Raw genomic sequence first — 13,124 nt, 5'->3', positions numbered from 1 at the left:
TCCTCGCTTCGCTTGCTCATGGGCTTCGCCTGAGAATCAGCAACAGATTCCAGGTGGCGATCTCGCGGAGTCCCGGCACCCGGGTGATCGTGCTCGCGAAGAATGGCCAGTAACGGGACCGCGCCGTGACGACCTGCACGTCGTCACGGCCGCGGACGTGCCGCAGGGTGGGACCGATATGGACGGGGAACAGGTTCTCGCCGAGCGTGTGCTTGGCCTCGCGGCCGGTGCGCCGTTCGTAGCGATCGCGGGCCCGGTCGGCCCCGAGGTAGTGCCACGGTGCTGTCTCGTGACCTCCCCAGGGGGAGAGCCAGTTGGTGAACGACAGGTAGATCAGTCCGCCGGGGCGGGTGACCCGCACCATCTCGCTGATGAAGGTCTGCGGGTCCGCCACGTGCTCCAGCACATTGGACGAGAAGCACACGTCCGCCGCGCCGTCGGCGAGCGGCAGCAGGTATCCGTCGGCGAGCACCGCGTCCTCGGTCACCGGGCCTCGGGCGCTCAGCTCCCGCAGGTCGGGCTCGAAGAGGTAGCTCCGCGCGCCGCGGCGGCGGAACTCCTCGGTGAAGTGGCCGCTGCCGCCGCCGATGTCGACGACGATCTTGCCGGGCAGGTCGATGTGACGTGCCACCTGCGCGACCGAGTCACGGGCCAGCAGGGTGTAGCACCGCTCGGGGTCGCTCTGTTCGCGCATGAACGCCCGGAAGAGGGTGGCCGATCGCCGCAGCGACGGATCCTTGAACGCGCTTGTCGTGACCTCAAAAATGGCCGCTCACCTCCCGCGTCCCGGGGCGGAGGCGAGCGCCGCGGCCTCGGCGGCGACAGCCTGGAACTGACGGACCGTCGATCTCCAGCGGAAGCGCTTGGCGCGACGCGCGGCGGCACGCCCCATGGCTTCGCGCCGGTGGGCACTGAGGGACAGCGTGCACCACGCTGCGGCGAACGAACTCTCGCCCCGGGCCAGCACCCCGGTCTCCCCGTCCACGATGGAGTCGCACAGGCCCGGTATGTCGAAACCGACTGCGGGAGTGGCCCGGGCGGCGGCCTCGGTGACGACCAGCCCCCAGCCCTCGACGAGGGAGGGGTGCAACAGCAGCCACGCCTCGCACATCAGCCGGTGCTTCTCGGCCTCCGACACCCGGCCGGCGAACGTCACACCGGGGCCGGCCATGGCTTCCAGCCGCTCCCGTTCGGGACCGTCACCGACGATGACGAGCCGACCGCCGGTGACCGGACGTACCCGCTCCCACAGCCGCAGGAGCAGATCGATGCGCTTGTACTCCACCAGCCGGCCGACGGCCAGGAACAGCGGTTCCTTCGCTTCGGGCAGCAGCGCGCCGGGGTCTTCGACGCCGTTGTTGACGATCCGGATGCGGTCTGCGGCCACGCCGATGCCACGCAGCTCGGAGGCGGTCGACTCGGAGACGGCCACCATCAGGTTGTCGCGGTGAGTGCCTGTCAGCGCCCAGTGCTCCAGCCTGCGGCCGAGCCGGGCCGCAGGGCCCGGGTAACGCATCTGCCAAAGGTCGGTGTGCACGTGGTTGACCAGGCACAACGTCGGTCCGCGGTGCCACAGAGGCGCCAGGTACGGCATGCCGTTGCACACCTCGACCAGCAGGTCGCAGTCGCCGACCTCGCGGGCGAAGGTCTTCCTGGCGCGCAGGAAGTGTCCTGCGTCACCGCCTGCGGAGACCACTCGGTAGTCGCGTTCTGCGGCCGGGCCGCCACACACGAGCGTGACCTCATGGCCGTCGGCGGTCAGACCGCCGGCTATCCGGTCGATGAGCAGTTCGGAGCCGCCGGCGGCCTGGTTGCCGAGGTCACGTCGGGCGAGGAAGGTGATCCGGCGCGGGAGAGGTTCCGCGACGGGTGCGATGTGCGGGTCAAGGGCGAGCGAGTCGGTGGCTCGGCTGCCAGTGCGGGCTTGAGTTGGGGAGTCCTCCTGGCCGGAGGCCAGAGCGGACGCGTGCTGGGGCATAGAGGTGCTCCGACTCGGCGGCTGCGGGGGGCAGTCGGGTGAGGGATTGCCGGGCTTCCGGGGATGAAGCGCTGGGCTGGCTCGGAGTGCGAGTACTGCCGGTACTGCGGTGACGGTGCCAACCGGGTGCGGTCGTATGAGCACCGGGTCAGTGGCGGACTTCTGGTGGGAGCCTGGCTCAAACCGGACTCCCGTTTCCTACTGCGGGGTAACCCAAGTGTTCGTTCGAGTGATCCGTTCGACTACGCACGCGGGTGATAAGTTCGGGCTGATCGGCGGCCAGTTTTTATCACTCTTGTGAGTGCGTCTGCCGACGGCCACGGATCAGCATCACCACGCCGGCGGCGGCAAGCAGACCGCCCGCGATCCCGCCCACAACGGGCACAGTCTCGCCGAGCAGCTTCAGCCGACTGCCGTCGTCGGAGGCCAGCGTCACTTGCTCGCGCCGGGTCGCCTCGGTGAACTCCAGCCGCTTACTGGACAGCAGGGTGACCGCGTCCTTCTTCGAACCCGGGGCCCGCAGCGTCTTTGTCGGCGCGATCACCGCGTTCATGATCCGGCCCGTGCGCTGGTCCACCGTCAGCTCGATCCCCGCGTTGGAGTACCACTCCTCGGCGAGCACCTGGCCCTGCGGGCGGCCCACCAGCGCGCCGGGCACCTGACGGGTGCCGGTGGCAGTGGCCGCGACGGTGCCTCGGAAGACGTAGCCCTGGTGACCGTGGATCTTGGCGGTGCCCTTGAACTCCAGCGGCACGGCGGCGCCCAGGGTGCTGTCCCACCAGGTGTAAACGCGCTTCTCGACGTCGAACGGGAACTTCAGGTAGGCCGCGCCCTCGAACCTGGGCTTCTCCTCGCAGCAGCGCACCGGCAGGTTCGTCCGGCGGTCGGTGACCCAGCGTTCCGTGGCCCACTGCAGGGATCTCCGCGGGTCGGCCAGCGGCAGCGTCTTCGGGGTGTCGATCTGTGTCGACACGTCCCAGATCGCTTTTCCACTGCGCTCGCTGCCGACGACGTCGCCCAGCACCCGGCGGGTGATCGTTATCGTCTGGCCGTCCACCGTGGAGACGGACCCGGTGTCGAAATAACTGCCCTCACCACTGAAGACCGTCGTGGAGTTCACGTCGGTCGGTGTGCGCTTGGCGCGCGGCTCCACGTACCAGACGAGCAGCTGCGTGAATACGAGCAGAAAAACACCAAACCCCAGCAGTATCAGGGACAAAGGCGACGTTGAACGGCGCATGCGGGTACTCCAATGCGGGCGGAATGTGCGGGGCATTCGTGGACTGTGCGGGAAGGGGTTCACACGCACGGATTTCAGCCTGTCCGGGCCGAGGAGTGGCGTACCCGGGAGTAACAGCGCTATGACCGGCGAAATTAGGCGGCGCTTGACCACCTGTCAATGCGCCTCGCATACTGACCCCGCCGGACCGGGCCGGCGCGCTGGGTGAGCAACCTCATCGACAGAGAGGCCGACCACCCTCATGCCCAGACTGCTCGCCGCCTTCCTGACCTGCGTTGCCTCCGCCGTCCTGGCCACAGGCGCCGCCTTCGGAATCGTCGCCGCTCTCAACGCCACACCCGAGCAGCAGAATGTGCCGCTCGTCACGTTCCCCGACCCTCCCGCCAACGGGACGTCCAGCACGCCGAGCCCCAGCGCGGGCTAGGTTGTAAAGACCAGGCCGACCGATCGAGCGGCATGCGGACGGACATCCAGGAGCGGTGCTGTGGAAGCGTCGTCAGCGTGGCACGACGTGCCACGAGAACGGATTCGGCGTTTCGCCGACCGCGCCCTGGAACAGGTCCCCGAGCTTGCACAGGACATCCTCGCCGCGATCCGACGGGAATATCCGGGTCTGGCGTTCATCGCCGACGAGTCCGGAGAACCGAAGGCCCTGGTTGCGATCCGGAACGCGCTGGAGCTCTTCGTGGAGCAGATGACCACGGGGTCGGACCGGCCGCGCGTCCTTCCCGAGATGTTCCAGGACTTCGGGCGCGGCGAAGTCACGCAGGGGCGCAGCCTGGACTCCTTGCAGGGGATCTACCGGCTGGGCGTGCGCCTTTCCTGGCGGCGTATGGCGGAGATCGGCCAGCAGGTCGACATCCCGCCCGCAGCAATGTACGAACTCGCCGAGTCCGCGTTCGAGTACCTCGACGTCATGGTGGCGCAGTCGGTACGCGGCTACGCCGAGGCCGTCGCCCGCCAGGCCGGGGAGCGGCTGCGCCTGCAACGACAACTCGTCGAGCTCCTGCTCGCCGAGCACCGCACGGATCCGTCCGCCCTCCTCGCCGACCGCGCGGCCGGCGTCGGCTGGAAACTGCCCGAAAGGGTGGCGGTGGCCGTGCTGCTCCGCCCCGCCCAGGAGGCTGTCGCCCCCGCCGTGGGCGACGAGGTGCTGCTCGACATGGAGGGCGAGCAGCCGCGCATGGTGTTGCCGGACCCGGACGCCCCCGGGCGCGCGGAGTTGCTGCACCGGGCGACAGCCAATTGGTCCGGCGCGATCGGCCCGTCGGTCCCCCTGGCGGAGGCCGCCACGTCGCTGCGCTGGGCCGAGGCCGCCGTCGGGATGATCGAGCAGGGCCTGCTGCCGCAAGGGCGGCTCCTGCACTGCGGCGAGCACGTCGAAGCCCTGGTGCTGCTGCCCTCAGGTGAGTTGATCGACGATCTGGCGCGGCGGCGGCTGGCCCATTTGGGCGAGAGCGGCGGCCCCGCGCACGCCCACCGTCTCGCCGAGACCCTGCTGGCCTGGCTGGAAACGCGGGGTGGCGCGCCGGAGGTGGCCGCCCGGCTCGGAGTCCACCCGCAGACCGTGCGCTACCGGCTGAGACAGCTCCGTGAGTTGTGGGGCGAGGACATGGACGACCCGGACCGCCGCTTCGAAATGGAGCTGGTGCTGCGCGCCCGGCGGCTGCGCGGTGATCTCGTCCCGCCGCCTGACGGACCGGGGTTACCCTGACGGGCTGTCGGGCCCGGCCCGCCGAAGAACTCCGCGTCGCGGCCGTTGTGCTTGAGTTGCAGGCGGCGCGCCGCCCCCTCAAGTACTCGAGCCCACACCCACCCCCCGACGAACCCACAACCTGATTACTCGTCAGTAAGGTCAGCAAGAGTCTGATGAGACCTGGTCACAGGTGCCAACACCTGCACCTCCCGCCCTGCGTCTCAGGCGATCACTCCGAGACCCCGAGTGTCCCCCCGGCATGACAGGCCAAGAGGCACGAAACGTCCGCCTCGCGACCAAGAGACCAATTCCCATAACCCCAGGTCAACGTACTCGTCCCCGCGGTTTCAGGACCACCGGCGGGAGTTCGGGAGCGGGCAGGCGGGTGCCGGCGTAGCCGTGGACCTCGCCGAAGCGGGTGCCTTCCATCCAGTCCCTGCGGGCCTGCTCGATCTCCTCGTGGGAGCGGCCCACGAAGTTCCACCACATGACCAGCTCCTCCTCGAACGGCTCGCCGCCGAGGAGCATCAGGCCCGCGTCGGACTCGGCGCGCAGGGGCAGTTCGCTGCGGCCGCAGCCGAGGTAGAGCATCGAGCCGGGGAATACGGGAACGCCGTCCACATACGCCTCGCCGGACATGGAGAGGACGGCGTACTCGAAGTCCGGGTCGAGCGGCAGGCGGGTCTCGGTGCCGCGTGTCAGAGCGAGGTCGGCGCCGACGATCGGCGTGTACGTCGTACCGGGCGACGCGGCGCCGTCGAGCGAGCCGAGGACGACCGTGGCGGTGAGACCGGGCGCCGTGACGGCCGGGAGGTCCGCGTGGTGCTGAAAGTGCGGCTCGGTGTCGCGGTGGCCCTCGGGCAGGGCGACCCACAGCTGGGCGCCGTGCAGAAAGCGCGCGTGCGGCTTCGGGCTTTCCTCGGAGTGGCTGATCGCCCGGCCGGAGGTCATCAGGCCCAGCTCACGCGGCCGGATCGTCCGGAGGCTGCCCAGGCTGTCGCGGTGCAGAACCTCGCCCTCATGGAGCCAGCTGACCGTCTGCAGCCCGAAGTGGGGGTGCGGCGCCACCTGCATGCCGGGCTCGTCGGCGATGTCGTCGGGGCCGTAGTGGTCGACGAAGCACCACGCGCCGATCATGCGGCGGCCGAGGTTCGGCAGCAGTCGGCGTACCTGGGTGGACTCACCGAGCTGGACCTTGCGGGCGGTGAGGAGTTCACGTACAGGCTCCGCCACGACGAAGCCGCGGCCGCCGCAGATGGAGGGCACCGCCTGGCGCTCGAGATTGCTCATGCGGTCAAAGTACTCGTTCACGTCGCAGGGCCCGCGGGAACCGTTCACTGGGCCACCCGGGCGATGCGTCGCTTCCGGCTTCCGGCTACGGCCCTCGCTGAGCGGAAGTCACGTCCCGGAAATACGATGGGGCATGCCGCTGCGCGCGGCTTACGGCAGTGGTTCGCGAGCTTATGAGCCCATGAATCTCGGAGCGGTCCATGACCCGGCGTCGTCCCACGAGCGCCGATGACCTGCTGACCCGGCTCGGGCGGCTCACGGCGCAAGTCCGTACCGGCACAGAGCTGCAGCAGGCCCGGGTGGAGCTGGCCGAGGCGCTCCAGCGCGAGATGCTGCCGGCCGAGCTGCCCTCCGTACCCGGCCTGCGGACCGCGGCCCGGTACTCCCCCGCCCGGCACGGCCTGGACATCGGCGGTGACTGGTACGACGGGTTCGCGCTCCCCGACGGTTCACTCGCGTTCTCCGTCGGCGACGTGCAGGGGCACGACGTCGAGGCGGCCGCTTTCATGGGGCAGGTCAGGATCGGCCTGCGAGCGGTCGCCGTGTCCGCCGCCGATCCCGGCGAGGTACTGCGCCGGGCCAACGAGCTGCTGCTCTCGGTGGACAGCAGCCTCTTCGCGACCTGCACTTTCGTACGCTTCGATCCGGCCACCCAGCAGTTCGAGAGTGCCCGCGCCGGCCATGTACCGGCTGTCTGGGCCTTGGCCGACGGCCGGTGCGGCGTCGCCGAGGACGAGGGCGGACTGCCGCTCGGCATGATGCTGGGCGAGGAGTACCCGGTCTCCCGGTGCCGGCTGACGCAGCCGGGGTCTTTCGTCCTGGTCACCGACGGTGTGGTCGAGGGCCCGTCGTTCCCCATAGAGGCCGGGCTGGAGCAGGTGGCCGACCTGGTCGCCGCGGGCTGCTGCGGCGATCCCGACGCTCTGGCCGCCGAGGTGATGAAGGTGGCGGACTCCACCGGCCACGCGGACGACGCCGCGGTGCTCGTCCTGACGTACGACGGGCCGAGGCCCGCGGAGCGGCCCGGGTGAGCCGAGCGCCCCGGCGGGGCGTGTCACGGCCGGTGTCCGGCGGGAGCCGTAGTCTGATGGCTGGTGTGATGCGCACCGAGGAGATCCGACGCGTGTCCGGAGTCGTTCTTCGGATTCTCGGCGTGGCCGGCGCCTATTTCGCGGCCGGACAGATCGGTCTGCTGGAGCAGGTGACCGTCGAGGGCTCGGTGGTCACGCCCCTGTGGCCGCCCACCGGTATCGCCCTCAGCTGTCTGCTGCACATGGGCCTGCGGATCTGGCCGGGGATCGCGCTCGGCACCCTTCTCGTCATGCTGTCGCTCACTTCGTTCCGGCTTCCCGAGCTCGGGATCATGGCGGGCAACACGCTGGCCCCGGTGTGCGCGTATCTGATGCTGCGCCGCGTGGGCTATCACGCAGAGCTGGACCGGCTGCGGGACGGGGTGGCACTCGTGTTCCTGGGGGCACTGGGCGGGATGCTGATCAGTGCCACGGTCGGCGTCGGCGTGCTGGTCCTCACCGGCAATCTGGCCCTCGGCGGGTTCTGGCCCGTGTGGGCGGCGTGGTGGGCCGGGGACGCCATGGGCGTGCTCGTGGTGACGCCGTTGCTGGTGGTACTTCGGCGGGCCCGGCTGCCGCGGGACACCTTCCGGTGGGCGGAGGCGGCGGCACTGACGGTCACCGCCGCGGTGGTCGTGCCGCTGGCCACCAGAAGTGCGATGTCCTTGCTCTTCCTCGCCTTTCCGCTGCTCATCTGGGCTGCCCTGCGCTTCCGGCTGGCGGGGAGCACGCCGTGCGCGGTGTTCGTGTCCGTCATGGCGATCTCGGCCGCGACCGAGCGCATCGGGCCGTTCGCGGACCACAGCCTCTTCGAGGTCATGCTCACCCTCCAGGCGCTCAACGGTTCGGCGGCGCTGACAGCACTGCTGCTGGCGGCGATCATCACCGAGCAGCAGAACATCCGCCTGAAGATCGAGATGGCCTGCCACGAGCTGGCCGAAGTGGTGGAGCGTCTCGCGCCGGGGGAAGCACCCCGCCCCCTGCATCCCGGCCTCGGTCGCAGCAAGCGCACGAGCGATTAACAGTGGTGGAATGTTCAATCACCCTCGCCTGTTGAGGCTGCCGCACGGCCCCGTGTCGGGGGCCGCCGACGGGAGGGTCACGATGACCGGGCGGACGAATCCGAACGACGCCTACTACAGCCACGGCACGGCCGCCGACCGCTGGGCGCGGGCGCACCTCTTCTTCGACGCGAAGGAGTACGACAAAGCCGCCCGCGTACTCGTCAGCCTGGTGGACGAGGTCCCCGAGCAGCTCGCTCCGCGCCTGCTGCTCGCCCGCTCGTACTACCACTCCGCCCAGCTGGGCAAAGCGGAGACCGAGCTGCGCTCCGTCGTGGAGCGCAGCCCGGTCGAGTACTACGGGCAGCTGATGCTGGGCCGCACGCTGGAGCGGCAGGGCCGCGGCAGCGAGGCGGCACCGCATCTACGGCTGGCCGCCGCGCTCTCCGGCGACTTCCCCGAGCCCGGCTAAACGAGCGCGGGGACCGCGACGGGAACGGGTGCGGGTGCGGGGGACGGAGCCGCGGCGGGCGCCGGAGCGGGCTCCGGCTGCCCCTTGGCGTCGCCCACGCCCGGAACGGGCGGGTGCGGCACCAGCGGGCTGTTGCGCGCGTCCTCCACGCGCCGCGTGAACCACACGACCTTGCCGTCGGCAGTGCCGCAGGTCCCCCAGCTGTCGCACAGCCGGGCGACAACGGCGAGGCCGCCTCCGCCGGCGGAGGCGAGGCGTGGCATCGGGGGGCCGTTGTCGGCCACCGAAGCCGTGAGATGCCTGCCGGTCCAGCGCAGTTCGACCACGCACCAGTTGTCGTTGCCGACGTGCCGGTGGACATTGGTCAGAAGTTCCTCGACACCCCTGCACACCGGCTGGATGTGCAGCTCGAGATTCCAGTGCCGCAGATGTGCGGCAAGAATGCGCCGGATCTGCGAGACGCGCTCCGCCGATACGTGCAGTTCGACCGCGTAATACCGGCCGCTGGGAAGTGTCATGGCCGTGGCTCCTTACCGCGAGGCTCACATGCTTCACCTCGTTGCAGCAACGACCCCCGAACACGAAGAGTGAGCGATAGTCACCATTGGGTCAGGGACATCCTGGCTCCGGGAAGCGCGAACCGCAACCGGTGCGGTCCAAGGCGCAGGTGGCGTGGCCGAACCCGTCTGCCGTACACCGGCTACTCCGACTGCCGGAAGCCGCCGAGTTGCGCGACAACCCCGAATGGGGTTGTTTCGAAGAAGGTGTGGACGTGGTTTCTGTCTCCCCGGGTTGGGGGTGAACCACTGTGCTGTTCACCGATCGCGCCGACGCGGGACAGCGGCTCGCCGTGGCCCTGCGGCACCTCGAGAGGGAAAAGCCCGTCGTGCTCGGCCTGCCGCGGGGCGGGGTCCCGGTGGCCTTCGCGGTGGCGCGGGCGCTCGGCGCCCCCCTCGATGTGGTCGTCGTACGCAAACTCGGTGTCCCGTACCACCGGGAGCTGGGGTTCGGGGCCATCGGCGAGGGCGGGGCGCGGGTCATCAGCGATGAGATCGTCCGCCGCAGCGGGGTCGGGCCGGACGATGTCGCGGCGGTCGAACGCGCCGAGGAGGCGGAGCTCGAACGGCGGGCGCTGCGGTTCCGCGGTGACCGGCCGCGACTGGCGCTCGAAGGGCGGACCGTCGTCGTGGTCGACGACGGGATGGCGACCGGAGCCACGGCGGAGGCCGCGTGTCAGGTCGTACGGGCGCAGGGCGCGGCTCGTGTGGTGCTGGCCGCCCCGGTGGCGGCGCCCGATGCCGTCGCCCGGCTGAGCAGCCAGGTGGACGACATCGTGTGTCTCTCCGTGCCGCACATGTTCCGTGCGGTCGGCGAGTGGTACGAGAACTTCACGCAGACCTCCGACGAGGAAGTGGTCGCACTGCTGGAGCAGGCCGCCGCACGGGCGGGGCCGGCGGCCGAGCAGGAGGTCGAGGTGGACGCCGGTGGTGTCCGGCTCGCCGGGGACCTCACCGTGCCCGGGGGTGCCGCCGCCGTCGTGATGTTCGCGCACGGCTCCGGCAGCAGCCGTCGCAGCCCGCGCAACCGGTCGGTGGCGGCCGCGTTGAACCGTGCGGGCCTGGGCACGCTGCTCTTCGATCTGCTCACGCCCGCGGAGGAAGCCCACCGGGCGAACGTCTTCGACATCGAGACCCTGGCCGGGAGGCTCGGGGACGCCACCCGCTGGCTGCGCCGCCGCGAGTCCGTCCCGATCGGCTACTTCGGGGCGAGCACCGGAGCCGCGGCAGCGCTGCGGGCCGCCGCGTCCGCCGGTACGTCGGCGGAGGCGGACGTCGGCGCCGTCGTCTCACGGGGCGGCCGGCCGGACCTCGCCCGGCCGCGACTCGGCGACGTACGCGCACCGACCCTCCTCGTCGTGGGCGGCCGCGACACACTGGTGCTCGATCTCAACCGGCAGGCCCAGGCGGAACTCCGCTGCGAGAACCGCCTGGACGTCGTCCCGGGCGCCACGCACCTCTTCGAGGAACCGGGGGCGCTGGAGAAGGTGGCCGACCTCGCGCAGGAGTGGTTCACCACGCATCTGGCGACGGGAGCGCGTGCGGCCGAGTAGCCGTGCCTCATGCCGTCAGCACCACTTTCCCCTCGGTCTCGCGTGCCTCCAGGGCGGCGTGCGCGTCAGCGGCCCGCTCGAGCGGGAAGCGGGTGATCGAGGGGACAAGACGGCCTGCCGCAGCCTCGTCCAGCGCACGCGCCGCCAGCTCGCGCGGGCCGCCGGCGGGGATCATGTTCGGCCCGATCGCCCAGGTCGCGGTCAGCTGCCGCTCGACCAGATCGCGTGTCGTGATCTCGGTCGGCTCCCCCGCGGCCCAGCCGTGCAGCAGGAACCGCCCGCCGGGACCCAGCAGTTCCAGGGCCTCGCGTCCGAGCCGCCCTCCCACGCCGTCCAAAACCACGCTCACCTCACGGCCGTCCAACGCCTCTCGGACGTGGGCGGGCCAGTCGGCTTCGCGGTAATCGACGGCGATGCCGGCGCCGAGCGTACGAACATGCTCCACCTTCGCCGGGCCTCCGGCCGCTCCCACGACAAGGGCGCCGGCGTGACGCGCCGCCTGCACGAACAGGCTGCCGAGCCCGCCGGCCGCCGACATCACCAACACCACGTCGTGAGCCGTCAGTTGCGCGACCGCGAGCACACCCTGGGCCGTGGAACCGGTCGTGATCATCGCTACGGCGGTCTCGGCGTCCAGCTGGTCCGGGATCCGGTGCAGCGAGTCGACGGCGGCGATCGCCTGCTCGGCGTACCCTCCGCCCAGCTCCAGTTGGGCCACGACCCGGCGGCCGAGCCAGTCCACGCTCACGCCGGGGCCGACCGCCCCCACGACGCCCGCCACCTCCGCGCCGGGAGTGAGAGGGAGGTCCGGCGGCTCATGGGGGCCGACGGCGATGCCGCGGCGGAGGGTGGTCTCGATCAGGTGAACTCCGCTCGCCCGCACATCGATCCGTACCTCCCCCTCGGCCGGGACGGGCCCGGGGACCTCTTCGTAGGTGAGGTTCCCGGCGGGGCCGAAAGCGTGCAGTCGTATCGCGTGCATGTCATACGCTCCTGAACTGGTCCACCGGCGCTGGCTCGCCGGGTTCAGGGATCACTGTTGAACATCAACCGCGCTTGGGGTCAAGAGGGCTGTCTCATGAGTGGCGGCCCCCGTCCGGGCGAGCGGTACGTGCCGACGCGGTGCGGCCGGCCGCAGCCGCCGCGTGGCACGCGCCGCGGCCGTCGGCTCGGGCGACTACGCGGCCTCCTTCGATGCGGACCGCCGCCTCGGTGCCGTCGCTCACGGCCGGTACGCCGGCCGCCCGCGCGAGGGCGCCCGACGCGTCGTACACCACCTGGAGTCGCGGCCACGCCGGCGGCGGGAACGCCTGACGCAGGCAGCCGCAGAGGCCGGCGACGGCCAGTCGTGCCAGCGGGAGCAGCTCGGCAGGTTCGCCGGTGACCAGGACGGCGGTGACCGTGGCGCCGGGGGGCGCGGCCCGTACCGCTTCCTCGGCGGCTTCCAGCCGGTGGAGTCCGAGGACCGCCACCACGCCGTCAGCCGTCAGCCGGGCCGGCTCGCCGCGTACGGCGTCCGTCGCGGGCGGCGGGGACCACGGCTCGTCGACCGGGCGTGCCCGCGGGATGTAGGGCAGGTGCGGCGGGGGCCAGGCGTCCTGGAGGTCGAGGCCTGCCAGCCGCTCGCAGGCGCTGACCACGTTGAAGGGCTCGATGAAGCCGGGCGCCGCGTCGGCCATCTGACTCGCGCCGTGCAGTGTCGTGAGGACGGCCTCCGCCATGCGCACCAGGCGGGCGGGCGGCGCGCCGGGCGGCCGCAGCTCCTCCAAGGCTAGGCCGAGCAGGATCGCGTCCAGTTTCATCAGCTGCGCGAACGGGCGCCGGATCCGCTCCTCGGTGAGGACCTCCGACATCAGGTGCCGGCCCAGGCGCGGTGATCCGTGCAGGTCACCGGTGTCGGCGCCGACGAGCGGCAGTTCGCCGACCCAGGCACGGGCGAGCGCGCCGAGTGCCTCGGGGGCGGTGCTGCCCGGTTCACAGTGCGACGGCTCGGGCCGGCGCTCCGCGAGGTCGGCCAGTACGGCGAAGTACAGAGCCCGCTTGCCGGGGAAGTTGGAGTACACGGCGCCGCGCGTCAGCCCGGCGCGCTCGGCGATGGCGTCCACTTTCGCGCCGGGAAAACCGCGCTCGGTGAACTCGTTCCTGGCCGCGGCGAGCACCCTGGCGCGGTTGTGCTCCTGCAGCTCCGCCCTGCTGAGCCGGCCCATGGTCCTCACTTGCCTGCGCGTTGCTGTCCGTGTCGGTTCAAGATACCCTCGGCATCCAGA

The 13,124-nt window shown here is 71.0% G+C and carries 13 protein-coding genes; 6 read left to right on the top strand and 7 right to left on the bottom strand.

From position 1 onward, the window contains the following. Positions 1–16 precede the first annotated feature (16 nt). The 3 genes from AC1P0E_RS30255 to pgfA form a co-directional block, all read right to left on the bottom strand. Positions 17–694 carry a class I SAM-dependent methyltransferase gene (locus AC1P0E_RS30255; RefSeq protein ID WP_482745280.1) on the bottom strand — a complete coding sequence of 226 codons (678 nt, stop codon included), beginning with the start codon at positions 692–694 and terminating at the stop codon, positions 17–19. A 78-nt stretch (positions 695–772) separates the two neighbouring features. Then, the gene (locus tag AC1P0E_RS30250) at positions 773–1,978 is read right to left on the bottom strand and encodes a glycosyltransferase family 4 protein (RefSeq protein ID WP_482745279.1); all 1,206 of its coding nucleotides are present in this window, start codon (positions 1,976–1,978) and stop codon (positions 773–775) included. A gap of 289 nt (positions 1,979–2,267) precedes the next feature. Then, the gene (pgfA, locus tag AC1P0E_RS30245; RefSeq protein ID WP_482745278.1) at positions 2,268–3,218 is read right to left on the bottom strand and encodes a cell envelope lipid trafficking protein PgfA; all 951 of its coding nucleotides are present in this window, start codon (positions 3,216–3,218) and stop codon (positions 2,268–2,270) included. A gap of 241 nt (positions 3,219–3,459) precedes the next feature. On the opposite strand from pgfA, the gene AC1P0E_RS30240 reads away from it, so the two are divergent. Both AC1P0E_RS30240 and AC1P0E_RS30235 read left to right on the top strand, forming a co-directional pair. Further along, on the top strand, positions 3,460–3,642 hold the full coding sequence (locus AC1P0E_RS30240; RefSeq protein WP_215131826.1) for a hypothetical protein: 183 nt from the start codon (positions 3,460–3,462) through the stop codon (positions 3,640–3,642). 87 nt (positions 3,643–3,729) lie between these two features. Further along, positions 3,730–4,932: a PucR family transcriptional regulator gene (locus tag AC1P0E_RS30235; RefSeq protein WP_482745277.1), complete on the top strand. Its 1,203-nt coding sequence runs from the start codon at positions 3,730–3,732 to the stop codon at positions 4,930–4,932. A 306-nt stretch (positions 4,933–5,238) separates the two neighbouring features. On the opposite strand, the gene AC1P0E_RS30230 is transcribed toward AC1P0E_RS30235, so the two are convergent. Then, positions 5,239–6,204 carry a pirin family protein gene (locus tag AC1P0E_RS30230; RefSeq protein WP_482745276.1) on the bottom strand — a complete coding sequence of 322 codons (966 nt, stop codon included), beginning with the start codon at positions 6,202–6,204 and terminating at the stop codon, positions 5,239–5,241. Positions 6,205–6,404: 200 nt separating this feature from the next. Here AC1P0E_RS30230 and AC1P0E_RS30225 point away from each other — a divergent pair, with 200 nt between their 5' ends. From AC1P0E_RS30225 to AC1P0E_RS30215, 3 genes are all read left to right on the top strand, one after another. Then, positions 6,405–7,235, top strand: a complete 831-nt coding sequence (locus tag AC1P0E_RS30225; protein ID WP_482745275.1) for a PP2C family protein-serine/threonine phosphatase — start codon at positions 6,405–6,407, stop codon at positions 7,233–7,235. 65 nt (positions 7,236–7,300) lie between these two features. Beyond that, positions 7,301–8,296 carry an MASE1 domain-containing protein gene (locus tag AC1P0E_RS30220; RefSeq protein WP_482745957.1) on the top strand — a complete coding sequence of 332 codons (996 nt, stop codon included), beginning with the start codon at positions 7,301–7,303 and terminating at the stop codon, positions 8,294–8,296. Positions 8,297–8,378: 82 nt separating this feature from the next. After that, positions 8,379–8,747 (top strand): tetratricopeptide repeat protein, encoded by a 369-nt coding sequence (locus AC1P0E_RS30215; RefSeq protein WP_482745956.1) that lies wholly within the window; start codon positions 8,379–8,381, stop codon positions 8,745–8,747. On the opposite strand, the gene AC1P0E_RS30210 is transcribed toward AC1P0E_RS30215, so the two are convergent. Next, complete coding sequence (locus AC1P0E_RS30210) at positions 8,744–9,265, bottom strand: ATP-binding protein (RefSeq protein ID WP_482745274.1); 522 nt, start codon at positions 9,263–9,265, stop codon at positions 8,744–8,746. The two genes, AC1P0E_RS30215 and AC1P0E_RS30210, sit on opposite strands and share 4 nt — an antisense overlap. Positions 9,266–9,555: 290 nt before the next feature. Between AC1P0E_RS30210 and AC1P0E_RS30205 the strand changes: the two genes are divergently transcribed. Then, complete coding sequence (locus AC1P0E_RS30205) at positions 9,556–10,857, top strand: alpha/beta family hydrolase (protein ID WP_482745273.1); 1,302 nt, start codon at positions 9,556–9,558, stop codon at positions 10,855–10,857. Positions 10,858–10,864: 7 nt separating this feature from the next. Here the strand turns inward: AC1P0E_RS30205 and AC1P0E_RS30200 are convergent, their stop codons facing one another. Then, a complete protein-coding gene (locus AC1P0E_RS30200; protein ID WP_482745272.1) occupies positions 10,865–11,839 on the bottom strand; it encodes a zinc-binding dehydrogenase in 975 nt (324 codons plus the stop codon). 94 nt (positions 11,840–11,933) lie between these two features. Beyond that, entirely contained in the window at positions 11,934–13,064 is a 1,131-nt protein-coding gene (locus tag AC1P0E_RS30195) for a TetR/AcrR family transcriptional regulator (protein WP_482745271.1), read from the bottom strand. Positions 13,065–13,124: the final 60 nt, after the last annotated feature.

It is taken from the genome of Streptomyces sp. TRD_SC_5 (genome assembly GCF_056836825.1).
Note: the sequence above shows the minus strand (reverse complement) of the source record. Positions and strands in the feature narration are given on the sequence as shown.

Bases quoted from the DNA above. Each gene is read 5' to 3' on its own strand.
- AC1P0E_RS30215 (WP_482745956.1), top strand. From the start codon at position 8,379: ATGACCGGGCGGACGAATCCGAACGACGCCTACTACAGCCACGGCACG.
- AC1P0E_RS30250 (WP_482745279.1), bottom strand. From the start codon at position 1,978: ATGCCCCAGCACGCGTCCGCTCTGGCCTCCGGCCAGGAGGACTCCCCA.
- AC1P0E_RS30225 (WP_482745275.1), top strand. From the start codon at position 6,405: ATGACCCGGCGTCGTCCCACGAGCGCCGATGACCTGCTGACCCGGCTC.
- AC1P0E_RS30230 (WP_482745276.1), bottom strand. From the start codon at position 6,204: ATGAGCAATCTCGAGCGCCAGGCGGTGCCCTCCATCTGCGGCGGCCGC.
- AC1P0E_RS30195 (WP_482745271.1), bottom strand. From the start codon at position 13,064: ATGGGCCGGCTCAGCAGGGCGGAGCTGCAGGAGCACAACCGCGCCAGG.
- AC1P0E_RS30255 (WP_482745280.1), bottom strand. From the start codon at position 694: ATGCGCGAACAGAGCGACCCCGAGCGGTGCTACACCCTGCTGGCCCGT.
- AC1P0E_RS30200 (WP_482745272.1), bottom strand. From the start codon at position 11,839: ATGCACGCGATACGACTGCACGCTTTCGGCCCCGCCGGGAACCTCACC.
- pgfA (WP_482745278.1), bottom strand. From the start codon at position 3,218: ATGCGCCGTTCAACGTCGCCTTTGTCCCTGATACTGCTGGGGTTTGGT.
- AC1P0E_RS30210 (WP_482745274.1), bottom strand. From the start codon at position 9,265: ATGACACTTCCCAGCGGCCGGTATTACGCGGTCGAACTGCACGTATCG.
- AC1P0E_RS30240 (WP_215131826.1), top strand. From the start codon at position 3,460: ATGCCCAGACTGCTCGCCGCCTTCCTGACCTGCGTTGCCTCCGCCGTC.